Consider the following 18557-nt stretch of genomic DNA (forward strand, 5'->3'; position numbering starts at 1 on the left):
GGTGTACTAAAAACGCCTAACCTTTTTTTATTTAGTTTTACGCTAATATTAATTTTCGTTAAGCTCACTAATCCATTTGAGTGCCGACAAGCTTGGTACAAAAAGATATTCACCGCCTTGTAGGGTATTAAATTGCAAAATATTAGTATGACGCTTACGAATTGGCTCATCGGGTACGGTGAACACATCGCTATCAGCGTCACTACCTGCGTGTACGCCTAGTATTGGGTCACGCTCTTCTCCAAGGTTCATAAAGTTGCCGTCATTAACCCAATGGCTTTGCAAAAACTCCAGCGTGTCCATGGCATGCGCGTTGATACCGATAAAAAACATACCCCGCTCTTGACCGTCGTCTTCGGTCACGTTGGGCGGCACGATATCGCCATACGAAACGCTACGGCGGATGATACGGTGAAGACGCACATCGCTTAGAATAAAGTCTTTGGTATTGCGGGGGTTCATACGGCGAGCATGGGCACCAAATGGGCACCCTCTGCCATAGGGATCATCCGTGTAGTCAAATTTATTGTTTGCTACATTGTCTTTGCCGAGGGCTTCATCATCGTGGTCTGGGCTTAGGGTGATGGGGGCACCCGAACGCCAGCGACCAAACATTTTTGCCCCCAGTTTATCGGCTTTAGCTGGGTCATTGTCGCTTTGTTCTAGGCAATAGCGGTTAAAGTCAGCCACATTACTCTGGTATTTTCGCAGTACCATAAACGAGCCATTTTTTCCCAATACTTCAGGCTGTGGCATGGGACGTACCACGCCCGCTTCACCTTTATAACCTAACACAAATTCACCCGCCGCAATCGGACGTTCGGTGTTATTTTCAAGGCTGATACCACTGCCATCCACTTCTGGGTTACTGATGCCATCGCGATAACCAAACACGTTTTTGACCTCACCTTTTACGCCAAAATCATGTTCCACCAAGATTTCGATCGCGTTACGGCTGGTATCTAGATAAGGGGCAAACGCCTGTTTAAATTCGGCAAGTTTGGCTTGCCATTTTTCTTGGCTATTGGCAATCACCGCGCCGCAAATATGAATATCGCCTTTATCACCAAATGGCGCAACCCAGTTGCTAGGGTCATTATCGCCTTTGTCACCCAAGATATCGGAGCGGCCTGCCATACCTACTTTGAAATTTTCTGGGAAAGAATCAAGCGAGCTTTGCGGTAAGCCTAAAGCTTTTAGCCCCTCATACGTCATCACAATGGTCAAATTGGCATCCATGTCTTTTCGGAAATTTTTTGAGCCTTTGACGTTTGGTAATACCGCTTTTAATAATTCACGACCTGCGTTGCTGTCATTGACTTTTAGCGCGACAAGCGTGCCGTAGTAAGGCGCAGGGCGGTCATGCAAAATAATAGCTTGAATATCCTCAAGCTCCATCGTGGCGATATTGGGATAGATAGCGTTCGTTGCCCGTGTCATGGCGCTGCGCAGCTGCATGCCGATTTTTTGTTTGGCTTCGTGTACCCGTTCTTTGACACTGCCTTTTTCAGCGGGTGTATCGCTGTGTTCAAATTTGTCTTTAATGGCATCTATGCCATGCTCGATACCATCTTGTAGATTGGTTTTTAATTTGCCAAGTAGGCTTTCATTCGCTGGGTTGTCGTTATTCATGGTCGTTCCTAGCAGAGAATTTCAAAAATTTGATGCTAAGAATCTGCTCACCATACACCACGCTAAATATGGCTTGTGGTAAAAATCACGCAACAAATGGCTTTTGTATCTAAAATTTGACATAAAGCTTGCTCATTTATAGTACGCTTAGACTAATACCCTTATAATAGTATGCTGATAAACGTGATATAGTGAATACAGGTTCTAAGCGAGCTTATTGGGCTTGTTCAATGGCTTTATTGATGCCACGCACGATTTTGTCATTACGCGCAATATCACGAACCGTCAGATGCGGTACACCTACATACCAACCGGTAGCGGTAATCTGATGGTCAAGGATAAATTGCTTGACAGTCGGGCTTTTAATCCCAGGCCAACCTTCTACATTGCTAAAAAGCAAATCCATGAGTTCTGGAATTTTGGTAGCAAAGTCGTTGATGTAAGCATCCCAATCGCCATCATAGGTGGTACAAAACAGTAGCTTAGTATCATTGTCTAAAAACACCAACCGCAAATCATGCAAGGTGCCTACATTGGTCGCCCCTGCAAGATTGCCTTTGGTGATTTCTAAAATTCGCTTGATACGAGCTGCCCCATCTTTGGTTAAGGGAGCGATGGCGGTGAGTTCAGACACTTTGCCTGATTTTAAGCCCTTTTCACCGGCACTGGTGACAGAATGGTCATAGCCATCATTAGCGCCCTCTTTGAAGTTTGCCATGAGCATTTGTGCTTTCAATGCCACATCGTCTAATAAAGAAAGTTTTTCGTTGTTTTGAGTTGTCATGTTTTATTGCCCTTATAGTTCGTTGATCATTAATTGACGTGCATGATTTAAATTTATTTATCCCATTGTTTTATTATTTAAGATTTAAATCTTTTTCATTATATAAGCCGTAAAAAGTAAAAAGCGCTAAATTAACTTTTATCACCCATAAAATTACAAAACTAAACTATTGATTAAAAAATGACATACTAGAAACCATAAAACCGAAGCATTAATTTAAAAAATTCTCATTACAATCAATAGATTATTTAACTTTTAAATATAAAATCTGTGTAGAAAAATCACTTTTCCTGCTATGTGGGACCTCAAAAAATTTGGGACCTTGGACTTTGATGATTAACTTTGGCAAAGTAGCTTGCTGGTCTAATCTCACCCTATAACTGGCTACCACTTTTAAAAAAAGTGTTTATCAGTTAAAAGGTCTATCAGTTAAAAGATGCTTATCATGGCTAGGGTGGATTCCGCGTACTCTGTCGGATAATAGATATAGATAGGTATAGACGAGACGCAAAACGTGCCTTAGTTAGCACGTTTTATCACAAGCATTTAAGACGCCTTTAATATGTCTTTAAGATGAAGTTAAGAGGCGATGGCGTGTTTGGGTGTGGCAGTGGCGGGTGTTTTTGAGGCTGCCGTGTCACGGGTTTGTTGCGGTGGTGCATAGTTATTAGCGACAATTTCACCAAACGGTCCTGTCAAATTTGGCTTGACCAAGGTGTCTTGGGTGTCAATGGGTAACAATGGGAAAACCAATTCAGCAAACCGATACGCTTCTTCCAAGTGTGGATAGCCTGAAAAAATAAAGTTATCAATGCCCAAATCGGCATACTCTTGAATACGCGCAGCAACGGTTTGTGGGTCGCCCACCAGTGCCGTGCCTGCGCCACCACGCACCAGTCCAATCCCTGCCCATAAGTTGGGCGAAATTTCTAAGTTATCACGGCGACCGCCATGCAATGCCGCCATACGCTGTTGTCCCACCGAGTCCATTTGGGCGAATTTGGCTTGGGCAGCAGCAATGGTGTCGTCAGTGACATGACTTAATAATTCATCAGCGGCTTGCCAAGCGGCTTCATTGGTTTCACGCACAATCACGTGCAGACGAATCCCATAGCTTAATGTGCGACCTTTGGCAGCGGCTTTGGTTTTAAGCTGCTCAATCTTCCCTTTGACGGCAGCAGGCGGCTCACCCCACGTCAAATAACTGTCAACTTGTTCGGCAGCCAGTGTTTGCGCCGCCTCAGATGAACCGCCAAACCACAAGGGCGGATATGGCTGTTGTAGAGGGGGATACAGCAATTTGGCATCTTCGACTTGCAAGCGTTCACCGTTAAAAGTAAAGGATTCGCCTGTGTGCGAGCGGGTTAAAATCTCTCGCCAAATCGTGGTGTATTCACTGGCTGTCTGATAACGCGTCGCGTGGTCTTCAAAGATGCCATCGCCTTTAAGCTCTTGTTCATCGCCGCCTGTGACCAGATTAAGTAGCAATCGACCATTTGATAATCGATCAAAGGTGCCTGTCATACGAGCAGCAAGCGCGGGTGTCGTCACCCCAGGGCGTAATGCCACCAAAAATTTTAAGCGAGTGGTCGCATCAATGAGACTAGCAGCGACCAGCCAAGGGTCTTCACATGAGCGACCTGTCGGAATCAACACGCCTTCATAGCCAAGGTTATCGGCTGCCACGGCAATTTGCTTCATATAAGTATGGTCAACGGTTCTTGCCCCTTTACTCGTGCCTAAATAACGACTGTCGCCATGTGTCGGTATAAACCAAAAAATTTTCATCGCAACCCCTGCTTGTAAGCTCAAAAATTGATTAAGATAATTCGCCTTTTGTCATGGGCGGTTTATCGGTAGCCATAAGCTTAAAGCAAATATCGCTCAATAAAAAATAACAAAAACTGCTTTGGTTAGCACAAAAAATACTTAATAATTTTGCTGCTAACCCTATCAATTTAATCGCTAAAGCAGTGACATCAAAAAACGCTTTACAGTTTTCACCATAAAGCGTTTTATCGTCAAATGAATTGATATCAACACCAAATAAACAAGCCCAAATCTTAAAAATAGCCCAGAAAGCGAGACAGCAAGCGAGTTTCATGCGTATTACCTCGGATGTAACAGACGCTAAGTTTTGCCAACCTGCTTATCAGGATTTAGCGTTAGCTGCTAGGTTGTATGGCATCATGCATTGTTGCTTGGGTTAACGTAGGGTTACACAAGGCTAAAAACTGATAGCCAAATCCTCGTAAAAAATGCCCTTGTCGCACTGCGAGCAAAGTGGTATTTTGATGAAATAGCGGCTCGCAATTGAGTAATGTTAACTGGGTATCTTTATTGGGATTGAATGCCATATCCGCGATAATACCAATGCCCATACCAAATTCCACATAGGTTTTTATCACATCAGAATCCAATGCGGTCATCACGATATCAGGCTGTAATTCTGCTTTGGCGAACGCTTCATCAATCATCGTTCGCCCGGTATGACCACTAATGTAAGTGATAATCGGGTAATGGGCTATGTCGGCAAGCGTTACCTGTTCAAGCTGGGTTAGCGGATGGTTTGGCGGCACCACAATCGCATGATACCAGTGATAATAAGAAAAAGTCACAAGCTCGCTATAGCTTGACAAGGCTTCGGTGGCAATGCCAATATCCGCTCGTCCATCAAGTAGCATTGCCGCAATTTCTGGCGGTGCGGCTTGTAGCAATCGCAAATGCACTTTAGGAAAAAGCTGTTTAAACGCTTGCACAACGGGCGGCAAAATATAACGAGACTGGGTATGGGTGGCTGCGATGGTCAATTCGCCTTTATCTTGACTGGTATATTGTTCAGCCAAGGTTTTGATATTGTTGGCATCATGTAGCATCCGCTCTACAATGACCAACAATTCTTTACCCGGCTCGGTCAAACCTAAGAGCCGTTTGCCCTTACGCACAAACAGCCCTACCCCAAGCTCATCTTCTAAGTCTTTGATATGTTTGGATACACCCGATTGTGAGGTAAATAATGCATTGCCTACTTCCGTCAAGTTATAGTCACAGCGTACCGTTTCTCGAATAATACGAAGTTGTTGAAAATTCATAGTCTGTTGCCCCAAATAATCCGATAATGAATAAAATTAGTGTAAGCCGAGCGGCCTAAGACAACAAACGCCTATCAAACAAATTCATATTCCAAAATTACATATATCAATCACACAAAAAACAAAATTTGAATAACCCAAGCAGTTTGTTGCTCGGGTTATATTTACTCATACTGAGCTGGTGATGTCAGCTAATACACACTAAGGCATGCGCCCTTTAGGCGACGGATGGATGGTTTTTAGGGGATGATTGAGTAGTTTGCGGGTGTAGTCTGGCTTCGGCACTCGATAAATCTGGCACTGCCACAGAGGGTAATATTTCGGCTTGTTCGACTTGTTTATTAATGCCTAACTGCTGATTGGCTTGCGCCGATTTTTCTTTAATGGCTTGGGCGCGTTGGCCTTTGGCGGGTGCCCACTCAAGTATCGGTAACGCGCGCGCCACCGCTAACACAATACGGTCACGCAACTGTTGGCTTGAGACGGTGTATTCTGGGGTAAAGTCTTTATCCGTCGCATACACGCCTATTGGCAATGTTTGGGCTTGGAAAAAACTAAACAATGGGCGAAGTTGGTGCTCTAGAACCAGTGCATGACGATCGCTACCGCCAGAGGCAGCCAATAATACCGGCACATCCACGAGCGCGGTTTGCTCCACAAAGTCAAATAAGTGTTTAAACAATCCGGTAAAAGACGCGCGATACACTGGCGTTCCTACAATCAAGGCGTCCGCCGCCTCAATCGCTGCCAAGTCGTTTTGTACTCGCTCTGGCAGTTGGTTACGATAAATCGCCCCACTGAGTAAAGGCCCGATTTCACTCAGCTTGATAAAATGTACGTTGATGGGCGTGGCTTGTGCCAATTCATCTACAATATTTTGTACCAGACTTTCGGTTTTTGATGGTGTGTTGAGCCCACCCGATACGGCAACGATATTGAGTGGAATGGCTGGATTTGGTTGATTTGTGAAATTTTGAGTGATAGACATCTTTGTTCCTTAATTTAGTGTAATCAGATGAATCGATGACATGTCGATAACCCCATTAAACAAAAAATTAAGCCGTTTGTGAAACAACAATATCTGCATTATTTAGCTGATTTTTTGCTATATCAAATTTGCCATATCAAAGTGGTAAATCTGCAGAGCTACAATTGGCGTTTATCGACCCATTGAGCCAAACTATCGCCTGTGGCTTGCACCAACATTACCAATGCCACTAACACCACAATGACTGATACCATCATTTGTACATCAAAGCGCTGATAGCCGTAACGATAGGCGATATCGCCCAAGCCACCCGCTCCAATTGCCCCAGCAATGGCAGACGAATTAATCATGGTGACAAGCGTCACGGTAAACCCTGCAATAATGCCAGGCAATGCTTCGGGCAATAAGACATGCTGAATAATCTGTGTGCGGTTACAGCCAATCGCTTGTGCCGCTTCTATTAAGCCTGGGTCAACTTCGCGCAGACTCACTTCAGCAATTCGGGCAAAAAAGGGGGCGCTGCTGTATGAGTGGCATTGTGTTTGTCGGTGAGTTTATCCTCACCCAAATCAATGGATGACTGGTTATAGCCTAGTAACTCTTGGGTCATGGTGTGCATGGGTGAGGCAAATACCTTCCACACCGGTCCTGTTTCAACGATTTGCCCCTGGTTAATGACAATCACTTGGTCGCAAATATCTCGAATGACTTGCATTTCATGGGTAATGAGCACAATGGTAATGCCGAGTTTTTTATTAATTTGCTTGAGTAACTGCAAAATCAACTGGGTACTTTCTGGGTCTAGGGACGACGTGGCTTCATCACACAATAACATTTTGGGTTCATTCACGAGCGCCCGCGCAATGCCCACCCGCTGTTTTTGACCGCCTGATAACTGAGAAGGATACATCAATGCTTTATCACTGAGCCCCACCATCTCGAGCACTTGCGCCACACGTTTATTGATATCAGCCTGACTTACCTTGGCGACTTTTAATGGCAAGGCGACGTTGTCTTGTACCGTTTTGCTCGACAGCAGATTAAAATGCTGAAAAATCATACCAATGCCTTGTCGCAGCTGTCGTAGCTGTGCTTGGTTGAGTGAGGCCACATTGTTATCATCGATATAAACATGACCATCACTAATCGATTCCAAGCCGTTGATAATGCGTAATAAAGATGATTTGCCTGCCCCGCTTTTACCGATAATACCCAGAATTTTGCCTGTTGGCACCTCAAGCGAGATATCTTTTAGTGCATGAATCGCTTGCGCTTGTCCTTGATAAAACTTATTGACCTTATCGATTCGGATATAGGGAGGTGATGAATGACTGTCATCTTGGGTAATATGAGTAAACGACTGCATAGCATGATCCTTGGTAATTGTTATGGCTAAAACTTGTTAACGCATTACGAGGTCCAACCTGGAAACCAAAGTTTTCCCCCGATTTCTTTGTCAAGCACTTGTTTTACGTTGGGTGACGTTTGATAAATGTGAATAAATTTTTTCAACTGTTCGGCTCGTTCAGGATTTTTTTGGGCAAAATCATCCCGAGTGACAAATAAAATCGCATAGCGGTTGTTGGTGGTATCATCAAAGACTAAAGCTTGATTGGGGTCAATGGTTTTGGCTAAGCGCAAATAATGCGGGTAGCTAAACACCAAATCAGCATCATCAACCGCTCTTGCGGTCTGCGGGCCTTCGACTTCAACAAATTGCAATTGTTTTGGATTGCTGCTGATATCGCTTAAGTTAGACAGAAAATTATTTGGGTCTTTTAGCCCAATTAATTTTGCCTGTTGCAGCAGTAGTAGCGCTCGCCCTTGATTAACAGGGTCATTTGGCACCATGGCTGATTAAAATCCGTCATGCTAATTCCTTACGGCTAAATGCTTGAATAAGGCATCATGGTAAAGATTTTTTTTCGCAAAGATAACCAAGATATTTTGCTATCTATAGCAAGAAATGTGATGAAGAGAATGTCATTTGATTGATTATGTGAGCATAAAAAAAGCCCATTAATTTTTTAATGGGCTTTTGCTCAATAAAGGGTGCCAAAAGGTGGCAAAGAGTCTGAATGGCTTGTCATTGACCGATGGACAGACTCAATGCACCGCTAAAATTTTATCAAGCACAATTTGCTCAAGTGGCGCAGTTTTAGTCATATTATTACGGGGATGTGGCAATAAGATTGGCAAGTCTAGTCCAATTTTGCCTTGTTCAATTAAAATCACCCTATCAGCAGTGATGACCGCTTCACTGACATCATGGGTCACTAAAATCACCGTAAATCGATGTTCTTGCCATAATTTGACCAACAGTTGCTGCATATCAAGACGGGTTAACGCATCTAGCGCCCCCAATGGCTCATCAAGTAGCAACAGCTGGGGACGATGAATAATCGCTCTGGCCAAAGCCACTCGCTGCTTTTGCCCCCCTGACAATGCCGATGGCCAATCATCCGCTCGCTCTGCCAAGCCGACTTCCGCTAACGCTTTCAACGCTTGCGCTTTCCAATCTGGCATTTTTAGCCCAAGCCCCACATTTTCCAGTACCGTTTTCCAAGGTAATAATCGGTCATCTTGGAACATCAGCCGCGTGGATTGTCGCCATGCCTGAGGTGACATGGCTTGGTTGGCAATTGACATGGCTGTCAACTCCCCACTACTCGCCGTTTCTAACTGCGCAAGTAAACGCAGGAGTGTTGATTTGCCACAGCCACTGTGCCCGACAATAGCGATAAAATCACCACTTTGAATGTGCAAATCTAGGTTTTTAATGACTTCTCGATTGTCAAATTTTTTGACCACATTTGTTAGGATTAAAGCCAATCCTGCTGAGGTTTTTAATGGCGTTCTGGATGGTGCTGACAATGGTGCTGACAATTGCGTTGACATTAGTGTGCTCCTTGTTGGTAAGCGGGGTGCCATTTGAGCCAAACAAACTCAAGCTTTTTGGCAATAAAATCGGCTAAAAATCCTAATAGCGCATAAACCAAGATTGAAAACATGATGATATCAATCTGAAAAAATTCGCGAGCGTGCATGGCTAAATACCCAATGCCTGTGGTGGCCGAAATGGTTTCCGCCACAATCAGCGTCAGCCACATAATGCCCAATGAAAAACGCACCCCCACCAAAATACTCGGCAATGCCCCAGGTAAAATCACTTCTTTAAACAATGCCCAACCTGTTAAATCATAGCTTTTTGCCATCTCGACCAGATGTTTATCCACATTACGAACACCATGATAGGTATTCAAATAAATCGGAAAAAATGTGCCAACTGCCACCAAAAAAACCTTTGCCGCTTCATCAATCCCAAACCACACAATGACCAGGGGAATTAATGCCAAATGTGGGATGTTTCTCAGCATTTGAAAGGTGGTATCCAATAACGTGCGAAATACAGGCAAAGTGCTGGTCAATAGCCCAAACCCCAACCCAAACAACCCGCCAATCAACAACCCAGCAAACGCTCGCAGCGCACTAATGCCGAGATGCTGCCAAAGCTCACCACTTTTTATGAGTTCATAGCCCGCTTGAAGAACGGCATGGGGTGACGAAATATTTTTAAGGTAAGCCTCAGGCAGTAATTGAAAACTTGCTACCAGTTGCCAACCCGCCAACATAAGTAACGGCAACCACCACCCCCCTGTACGCCCAAATAGGGTGTTAATAACCTTACGGATTGACAATGTCTTGACTGGCGCATTCACCCTTATCGGTTTCGTCGGTAGCGGCTTTGATGCCGCTACCACTGAATTATCCGCAACAAAACTTGACGTTTTCATAAACAACCTCTCACTGCAAATTTATCAATGCAACTTTATTAATGACTGTTAAAAGCTTAACTGTCGCCTGTATCGCTTCAAAGTAGTAAGTGCAAGCTAGCGTCATAAAGGTTACCTATTCTTTTTTACTAGGTTTTTACTAGCCATGTTTTTACTAGCCATAGGGTTTACTTGGGTGGATACCAGACAATATCTTTTACCTGTATTTGTTTTGGCAGCAATTTATTTTTATAAAAAGTATCCGCTTCTTGCTGCTGCGCTTGAATGATGTCATCGGTGATATAGTTGACACCGTAATTTCTTGATTTCACCGAAGCTAACGCCACGTCAGGTTTTAGATTGGTGACTTTTTGGATCATTTTGCTAAAAGTTACCGGGTCAGCGGTAATGGCTTTATCCGCTTCATCAATGGCTTTGACAATGTCTTTAACCACATCGGGGTGTTTTTGAGCAAAATCCGTTGATGCCAAATAAAACGATGTATTATTGGGCTTAAGACCTGTAGCGTCGGTCAAAACTCGCGCTTTTAGCTCAATTTTGGCACTCGACAGATAAGGCTCCCAAACGGTCCAAGCATCCAGTTTCCCTGATTCAAAGGCAGCACGGGCATCAGATGGCTGTAAATACTTGACATCTATGTCAGCAAAACTCAATTTGTCACGTTCCAATGCTTTTAGTAACGTATAGTTAGCACTAGAGCCTTTAGTCACCGCCACAGATTTACCTTTTAATTCAGCCACTGACTTTAAGGTTGAATTGGCGGGGACAATGACGGCTTCAGACTGTGGTGAAGGTTTTTCATAGGCCACATACACCAGATTACTACCCGCGGCTTGGGCAAAAATAGGTGGCGTGTCCCCTGTGGTGCCAAAGTCAATATTGTTGGTATTTAGCGCTTCTAGCATCGGCGGTCCCGATTGAAACTGCACCCAATTGACTTTGATGCCTGATTTTTCGAGCGACTTTTCAAGCAGCTTACTTTCACGCAAATACACCAACGCCCCTGAACTTTGTAATCCGATACGCACTTCTTCAAGTGGTTTTGAATCACCGCTCTTAATGTCATTGGTCTGTGCTTCATTGGTGGTTGCCGCATTGGCAGATTTGGTGGTATTTTGCTGGCAACCTGCTAATAGCAAGCTAATACTAAACCCCGAAATAAGTAGAGCAGAAACTTTTTTCATTACAACACCTTATGCAATATTTAGGACAATTTGTCCTTATCCTCAAAATTTTTCATTTTTTTCGAGATGAAATGCTATCAAGCCCTATCAAGTATCATCGAATGATGACATTATTCCACAGAATAATAACAAAGATTAATAATTATAATTGATAAGAATATAGCGGAATTTGCTAACCGCTTTAATTTATTGTTTATTGATAGCGGAAGGGTGTGTGGACAGATAAATGCTATTCTGCGTAGAGAAAAACATAGGTCGCAATCGCTACAGCCAATGCTGGACCGTTCATTTATTCAGGGTAATAATAGCGGACAAACATTCCTAGATTGTTGTTCGTGTATTTGTAAAATGCGTTATTCTCTTAGTCATGCCGTGAAATAGCTTGCCATAGGATATCAAACAAAGGATCAAAGTCAGCCGTCATCGGTTTGGCAGCGTGTCTTAACACGTGCATCAGCCCCAATCGGGTGATAAACCCCATAAACACATCTAATAAGGTTTTAAGCGAGACATTTTGATTAAGCTCCCCACGCTGCTGCCCATCCGACAACACTTGCAAAAAAGCTTCCATCAAATCCTTGTTTTCATAAATGGCAATATGTTGATAGTGGGAGACAGGAATCGCTGTAGAAAAAAACAATACCGCATCAGGATTATGGTCAACAAAATCAAACATCACCCATAGCGTCTTACGCAGCCGGTCTTTAACACTATCAATACCGCTCAAATGGTCAATCATTCGAGCGGCTAGGCGACTAAGCACTCGATCTAAAATCACATAAATCAGCGTGTTTTTATCGCCAAAATATTTATACAAGGTCTGCAGTGACACGTTCGCGTGTTTTGCAATTGACTGCATAGTCACACTATCCGCAGCGACCTCACTCTCATCACTGGCATACAGTGTAATCACACTTTTTTCGATTTTATCTAAGGTTGCAGGTCGTATCTGCGCAAGTAAGGTTAAATCACCCACTGTATTACTAGGACGTCCAAGCGTCATTGGCTTTTTCAACGCAGTCATAACATTCTCTATTTAAATATTTAAAAAACAGTAATATATATTACCATATCTATAGATAATATTGTTCTCATTTTTTATCTTTGTTATTATAAAAACAGATATTAGCCATATTATCTGCTTTTAAAGCATTTTTAGTTAAAATATTAACGGTAATATAAATTACCATTAAAATTTTAATTTAACATATTTGGTTATAAACACCCAAATAAATTTTTAAGGTAGTAATTAATATTACTATTATAACGGTTCAATTAATCTCTCAATAACCAACAAGGAATCAAGGATGATCAACCATTTTGAATCAAGCTGGATGAACGAAGAAGTCGCCATGCTAGAAGATACTGCCAAGAAGTTTTTTCAAACTTGGATTGATAAAGACATCGAGTGGCGAAAAAACGGCATGATGGATAAAGAAGCATGGCTTGAAGCAGGCTCGATGGGCTTTTTATGTGCGTCGATGCCTGAAGAGTATGGCGGTGCCGGTGGCGACTTTCGTCATGAAGCGGCATTGATTTATGCCCAAGCAGATGCGGCTTTGAGCGGATTTGGTGGCTTTTTGCATTCAGGTATTGTGGCACCTTATATCTTGCATCATGGCAGTGAACAGCAAAAACAGCGTTGGTTACCAAAAATGGCAACGGGCGAATTGGTTGGTGCGATTGCGATGACCGAGCCAGGTACAGGGTCAGATTTACAAGCTATCAAAACCTATGCCATTAAAGACGGTGATGACTACATTTTAAATGGTTCCAAAACCTTTATCACCAATGGCCAGTTAGCCAACCTAATTATCGTCGCTTGTAAAACCGACCGTGAAAAAGGCGCTCAAGGGGTATCTCTCTTGGTGTTAGAAACCGATGGTTTAGCAGGCTTTGAGCGGGGTCGCAACTTAGAGAAAATCGGTTTATCGTCACAAGATACCTCAGAGTTGTTCTTCAATAATGTGCGTGTCCCACAAAAAAACTTATTGGGCAGTGTTGAAGGCATGGGCTTTATTCAGTTGATGCAAGAGTTGCCACAAGAACGCTTAATCATTGCTTTGGCGGCGGCGGGGGCGATTAAGAAATCAATTGAACTTACCATCGAATATACCAAAGAACGCCACGCCTTTAACAAGCCTGTGTGGTCATTTCAAAATACCCGATTTAAACTTGCCGAATGTAATGCGGACTACCTTGCCGTCAGGGCGATGTGTGATGCGGCACTGGAAGCCCATCTTAACAAAAAACTGACCGTACAACATGCCGCTCTATTAAAAGCCTTTACCACGGATAAACAAGCCAAAGTCACGGATGAATGTTTACAGCTATTTGGTGGCTATGGTTATATGCTGGAGTATCCGATTGCCCGATTATACGCCGATGCCCGAGTGCAAAAAATCTATGGCGGTACCAATGAAATCATGAAAGAGTTGGCGTCTCGTTTTATGTAACTCATCGTTTTATATGGCTAAGCCACTTTTTAGCTAGCCTAGATATTAGTATCAGATATTAGTATTAGCCATTAGCAATTGACAAATTTTAATCATGATTAAGGAAAATCAAATGAGTAATACCGCTTATATTTATGATGCTATCCGCACCCCGCGTGGCAAAGGCAAATCCGATGGCAGCTTGCACCAAGTCGCTCCAATTTGGTTAATCAGAGAACTACTGACAAATTTACAGTCGCGCAATCAGTTGGACACACAGTTGGTGGATGATGTGGTACTAGGTTGTGTCACCCCTGTTGGTGAGCAAGGCTCGGATATCGCCCGAATTGCGGTAATTGATGCCGGTTGGGCAGAATCGGTGGCGGGCGTTACCCTATCACGGTTTTGTGCATCAGGGTTAGAGTCGATTAATTTAGCCGCAAGCAAAATCATGTCGGGCATGGAAGATATGGTGGTGGCAGGTGGCGTGGAGTCTATGAGCCGTGTCAAAATGGGGTTAGACGGCGGGGCTTGGTACATGGACCCACGTGTCAATACCGCCACCGGCTTTGCCCCACAAGGCATCGGCGCTGATACGATTGCGACATTAGAAGGGTTTAGTCGCAGTGATGTTGATGCATATGCCACCGAGTCTCATCGCAGAGCCCAGCAGGCTTCTGACCAAGGGTATTTTGCTAAATCAATTATTCCTGTTAAAGATATCAATGGTCTGATGATTTTAGACCATGATGAAACCATTCGCGCTGATACCAGCGTTGAACGCTTGGCAGAATTAAAGCCCTCGTTTGCCATGCCAGGAAAAATGGGCTTTGATAAAGTGGTCTTAGATAAATATGCCACGATTGAAAAAATTAACCATGTGCACCATGCCGGTAACTCATCAGGTATCGTTGACGGGGCCGCGTTATGTCTGCTTGGTAGTCAATCAGCGGGACAAGCGGCGAATTTAAAACCCCGTGCCAAAGTCACGATGGCGGCAGTGGTGGGGTCAGAACCGACGATAATGCTAACAGGTCCGACACTGGCCGCAAGAAAAGCCTTAGCCCGGGCGAATATGCAGGTGTCTGATATTGACCTATGGGAAATTAACGAAGCGTTTGCAGCGGTGCCAATGAAAACGGCAAAAGACCTAGGGCTTAATATGGATATCGTGAATGTCAACGGTGGTGCGATTGCTATGGGACATCCATTAGGGGCAACAGGAGCAATTTTAATTAACACCTTGTTAGATGAATTGGAGCGTCGTGATTTGACCACTGGACTTGCGACCTTATGTGTCGGTGGCGGTATGGGTATTGCCACGATTATTGAACGTGTTTAAGTCGCCTATTTAATTGAATTAAAAAACTGAAGAAAAAAGGATGTTTCTATGACCAGTCTTACCAGCCAAGCGGCGAATCAATTGGCCAATTTTTCTGCCACTGACGACGATAATATTGTCATTTTGACCATTCAACAATCTCGCAAAATGAATGTGCTTGATGAGCATTTTAGCAATGATTTAGAAAAAATCGCTCAAAGTTTTATTCAAGACAAAGACAGCAAAGGGCTTATCATCACCAGCGATAAAGATAGCTTTATCGTGGGTGCCGATATCGACCAATTTGCCAACATCCAATCCCCTAAGCAAGCTTTTGATTTTGTTGAACATTTCAAAAAGGTGTTACGCAGCCTTGAAACCTGCGGTAAACCTGTCGTCGCTGCATTAACCGGCACTGCCTTAGGTGGCGGGCTTGAAGTAGCGTTGGGCTGTCATTATCGCATTGCCGTTGACCAACCGAATGCCAAATATGGCCTGCCTGAAGTCAAATTGGGCTTATTACCTGGGGGCGGTGGTACGCAGCGTTTAATGCGTCTTGTCGGTATGCAAAAAGCGTTAGAGTTGATGACCCAAGGCACTAAGCTTACCACCCAAGCCGCTCATCAGCTTGGCATTATCGATGCGGTAGTTACTGATAAAACATCACTGATTGAACAAGCCAAACAGTGGATTCATGAGCATCCAACCGCTCAGCAGCCTTGGGATGCCAAAGGCTTTAAAATCCCTCAAGGTAACGCCTTAACCCCGCAAAATGCCCAAATGCTGAGCATTGCCCCTGCGATGGCAAATCAAAAATCGCATGGCAATTACCCTGCCATTACCCACATTTTATCATGTGTGTTTGAAGGTAGCTTAGTGGACATCGATACTGGTCTGGCGCTTGAGTCGCGCTATTTTGTCGCCTGTGCCATGTCACAAGTGTCAAAAAACATGATTGGCACGCTTTGGCACCAACTCAACAGCATCAACAAGGGCCAATCTCGTCCAAAATCTATCCCGCAATACCAAACCAAAAAAGTCGGTGTGTTGGGCGCAGGGATGATGGGTGCAGGTATTGCCTATGTCTCTGCCAAGGCAGGCATTGACGTGGTATTGCTAGATACCACGATGGAAAATGCGGATAAAGGCAAAATGTATTCAGAAAACTTGCTGGATAAAGCAATTGCCAAAGGCCGAAGCAATGATAGCAAAAAACAATCCTTGCTGGACAAAATTCAAACCACCACGGATTATGCAGATTTAGCGGATTGTGACTTGGTGATTGAAGCGGTGTTTGAAGACCGTGATATTAAAGCCAAGTGTACCCAGCAAACAGAAGCAGTCACCGCTAGCGATGCGATTTTTGCGTCAAATACCTCAACCTTGCCAATTACCGGTTTAGCCAAAGCGAGTGGCCGTCCTAAGCAATTTATCGGCTTACACTTTTTCTCACCTGTCGATAAAATGCCGCTTGTGGAAATCATTATGGGCGAGCAAACCGATGAAACTACGTTAGCCAAAGCCTTTGACTATGTATTACAAATTGGCAAAACGCCGATTGTGGTCAATGATAGCCGTGGTTTTTATACGTCTCGTGTATTTGCCACCTATATCACCGAAGGCTCTGCCATGCTCTCTGAGGGCGTCCATCCCCGTCTGATTGAGGTAGCTGGTATCAAATCAGGTATGCCTGTCGGACCGTTGGCACTGCAAGACGAGGTGTCTTTAGGTCTGATGCTGCATATTAATGAGCAAACCAAAAAAGACTTACAAAAAGAAGGCAAAGAAATGCCCCATCACCCCGCCGATAGCGTGGTCGAACTGATGGGCAAAACCCACGGGCGTTTGGGTAAAAAAGTCGGCAAAGGGTTTTATGACTACCCAGAAGAAGGTGAAAAACAACTGTGGTCAGGGCTATCAAACTTATTCCCCGTCGCAGACACGCAGCCTACTCAGCAAGAGCTTATTGACCGCTTTATGTTTATCCAAGCCAATGAAACCGCTCGTTGTTATGAAGAAAACGTGATTAATTCAATCGCAGATGCCAATATCGGCTCTATCTTTGGCTGGGGATTTGCCCCGCATCATGGGGGTACCTTGCAGTTTATTAATGCCTATGGCGTTGATAATTTTGTCGCACGCAGTCAACAACTTGCCGAGCGTTATGGCGAACGCTTTGCCCCTGCCCAAGTTTTAGTAGCTATGGCAAAGGCGCATAAGGAGTTTGTTAATGAATGACGCCATAGCCGCACTGGGTATAGCTGACTGCTTAACAGGGCTAAAAGTTATTGACTTATCACGCAACTTGCCGGGTCCATTTGCCACACGACTGCTCGCTGATTTGGGAGCAGATGTGATCAAATATGAACCCAAGTCAGGTGACCCTGCCCGGGCGTTGGGCAATTTATTTGATGCTTTAAATCATGGCAAATCTTGTCACAAAATGGACTTTAAGCACCCCGATGATATTGCTAAGCTTAAAAGCGACATTGCCACTGCTGATGTGATGATTGATAGTTTCCGCCCCAACGTATTAGAAGGCATGGGACTTTCGCCACAGGCACTGCTTGCGGAAAACCCAAAGCTGGTGATTGTTTCCATCACTGGCTATGGTACGACGCCCAACTGGGCGGATAAAGCCGGGCATGATATCAACTTTATGGCAATGAGTGGCGTACTTGACCAACTCAAAACCGCATCGGGTGAACAAGCCATGCCCAATGTTCAATTTGCCGACTTGGCTGGCGGGAGTGATACGGCGGTCATCGCTTTATTAGCGGCCGTTGTCAATGCCAAGCTAACTGGCAAAGGTCGCCATATCATCATCAGCATGACCCATAGTTTATACAACCATTTGGTGATGCCAAAAGCGACGGGGAAATTTGTCAAAGCATTAACCCAGGTAACACCGACGCCTGAGCAGGATTTTTTAGGCGGCGTGCTGCCATGTTACCGGCTATATCAGACACAAGACGGTCGTTATATGGCAGTCGGCTCGCTTGAGCTAAAGTTTTGGCAAGGCTTGTGTCAAGCGTTAGATGTTAATGAACATGCGGCTAGCCATTGGCAAATGGGCGTACTGCCTACTCATCCGCAGAGCCAAGCCGCTGCCAAGGCTATCGCCCAAAAATTTGCATCGCAGCCACTTAGCCACTGGCAGCACTACTTTACCCAATTTGATGTGTGCGTGACGCCTATTTTAACCTTGGCAGAAGCCGCCTGTCATGAACTATTTGCTAATCAAGATGAGTATGGTAATGTTAAGCCTTGGTGTGATAATGATTGCAACTAGGCTATTCATTTGCGTCACTATCAACTCAAGGCACA

At 44.2% G+C, this 18557-nt stretch carries 14 protein-coding genes and 3 pseudogenes; 4 read left to right on the forward strand and 13 right to left on the reverse strand.

All coding sequences use genetic code 11. The features are described 5' to 3' along the window. Window positions 1-48 precede the first annotated feature (48 nt). From AXE82_RS04710 to AXE82_RS04770, 13 genes and pseudogenes are all read right to left on the reverse strand, one after another. Window positions 49-1632 carry a Dyp-type peroxidase gene (locus tag AXE82_RS04710; RefSeq protein WP_062331994.1) on the reverse strand — a complete coding sequence of 528 codons (1584 nt, stop codon included), beginning with the start codon at window positions 1630-1632 and terminating at the stop codon, window positions 49-51. Between the two features lie 214 nt (window positions 1633-1846). Further along, complete coding sequence (locus AXE82_RS04715) at window positions 1847-2416, reverse strand: hypothetical protein (protein ID WP_062331997.1); 570 nt, start codon at window positions 2414-2416, stop codon at window positions 1847-1849. 579 nt (window positions 2417-2995) lie between these two features. Further along, window positions 2996-4204: an FMNH2-dependent alkanesulfonate monooxygenase gene (gene ssuD / locus AXE82_RS04720; RefSeq protein WP_062332000.1), complete on the reverse strand. Its 1209-nt coding sequence runs from the start codon at window positions 4202-4204 to the stop codon at window positions 2996-2998. A 31-nt stretch (window positions 4205-4235) separates the two neighbouring features. Further along, on the reverse strand, window positions 4236-4520 hold the full coding sequence (locus AXE82_RS04725; protein WP_062332003.1) for a hypothetical protein: 285 nt from the start codon (window positions 4518-4520) through the stop codon (window positions 4236-4238). Window positions 4521-4581: 61 nt separating this feature from the next. After that, window positions 4582-5508 carry a CysB family HTH-type transcriptional regulator gene (locus tag AXE82_RS04730; RefSeq protein WP_062332006.1) on the reverse strand — a complete coding sequence of 309 codons (927 nt, stop codon included), beginning with the start codon at window positions 5506-5508 and terminating at the stop codon, window positions 4582-4584. Window positions 5509-5725: 217 nt separating this feature from the next. Next, complete coding sequence (msuE, locus tag AXE82_RS04735) at window positions 5726-6496, reverse strand: FMN reductase (protein WP_062332009.1); 771 nt, start codon at window positions 6494-6496, stop codon at window positions 5726-5728. Window positions 6497-6654: 158 nt separating this feature from the next. Beyond that, window positions 6655-7020, reverse strand: a pseudogene (locus AXE82_RS04740) (ABC transporter permease subunit); the annotation flags it as partial. Between the two features lie 2 nt (window positions 7021-7022). Further along, a pseudogene (locus AXE82_RS04745) lies at window positions 7023-7862 on the reverse strand (methionine ABC transporter ATP-binding protein); the annotation flags it as partial. 44 nt (window positions 7863-7906) lie between these two features. Continuing rightward, window positions 7907-8347, reverse strand: a pseudogene (locus tag AXE82_RS04750) (MetQ/NlpA family ABC transporter substrate-binding protein); the annotation flags it as partial. 255 nt (window positions 8348-8602) lie between these two features. After that, window positions 8603-9394, reverse strand: a complete 792-nt coding sequence (locus AXE82_RS04755) for an ATP-binding cassette domain-containing protein (protein WP_167541436.1) — start codon at window positions 9392-9394, stop codon at window positions 8603-8605. Further along, window positions 9394-10290, reverse strand: coding sequence for an ABC transporter permease subunit (locus tag AXE82_RS04760; protein WP_228140545.1), 897 nt, complete (start codon window positions 10288-10290; stop codon window positions 9394-9396). The genes AXE82_RS04755 and AXE82_RS04760 overlap by 1 nt, the downstream gene beginning before the upstream one ends. Before the next feature lie 167 nt (window positions 10291-10457). Continuing rightward, a complete protein-coding gene (locus tag AXE82_RS04765) occupies window positions 10458-11474 on the reverse strand; it encodes an aliphatic sulfonate ABC transporter substrate-binding protein (RefSeq protein ID WP_062332012.1) in 1017 nt (338 codons plus the stop codon). Window positions 11475-11835: 361 nt separating this feature from the next. Continuing rightward, window positions 11836-12498, reverse strand: coding sequence for a TetR/AcrR family transcriptional regulator (locus tag AXE82_RS04770; protein ID WP_227713380.1), 663 nt, complete (start codon window positions 12496-12498; stop codon window positions 11836-11838). Window positions 12499-12781: 283 nt separating this feature from the next. Between AXE82_RS04770 and AXE82_RS04775 the strand changes: the two genes are divergently transcribed. From AXE82_RS04775 to AXE82_RS04790, 4 genes are all read left to right on the forward strand, one after another. After that, the gene (locus tag AXE82_RS04775) at window positions 12782-13930 is read left to right on the forward strand and encodes an acyl-CoA dehydrogenase family protein (RefSeq protein ID WP_062332015.1); all 1149 of its coding nucleotides are present in this window, start codon (window positions 12782-12784) and stop codon (window positions 13928-13930) included. A gap of 112 nt (window positions 13931-14042) precedes the next feature. Beyond that, on the forward strand, window positions 14043-15251 hold the full coding sequence (locus AXE82_RS04780; protein WP_062332018.1) for an acetyl-CoA C-acetyltransferase: 1209 nt from the start codon (window positions 14043-14045) through the stop codon (window positions 15249-15251). Between the two features lie 48 nt (window positions 15252-15299). Beyond that, the gene (locus tag AXE82_RS04785) at window positions 15300-17468 is read left to right on the forward strand and encodes a 3-hydroxyacyl-CoA dehydrogenase NAD-binding domain-containing protein (protein ID WP_062332020.1); all 2169 of its coding nucleotides are present in this window, start codon (window positions 15300-15302) and stop codon (window positions 17466-17468) included. Continuing rightward, window positions 17461-18522: a CaiB/BaiF CoA transferase family protein gene (locus tag AXE82_RS04790; RefSeq protein ID WP_062332023.1), complete on the forward strand. Its 1062-nt coding sequence runs from the start codon at window positions 17461-17463 to the stop codon at window positions 18520-18522. Before AXE82_RS04785 ends, AXE82_RS04790 begins: the two co-directional genes overlap by 8 nt. The last annotated feature ends 35 nt before the right edge of the window (window positions 18523-18557 follow it).

Source organism: Moraxella osloensis, from assembly GCF_001553955.1.
In the GTDB taxonomy this organism is placed as follows: domain Bacteria; phylum Pseudomonadota; class Gammaproteobacteria; order Pseudomonadales; family Moraxellaceae; genus Faucicola; species Faucicola osloensis.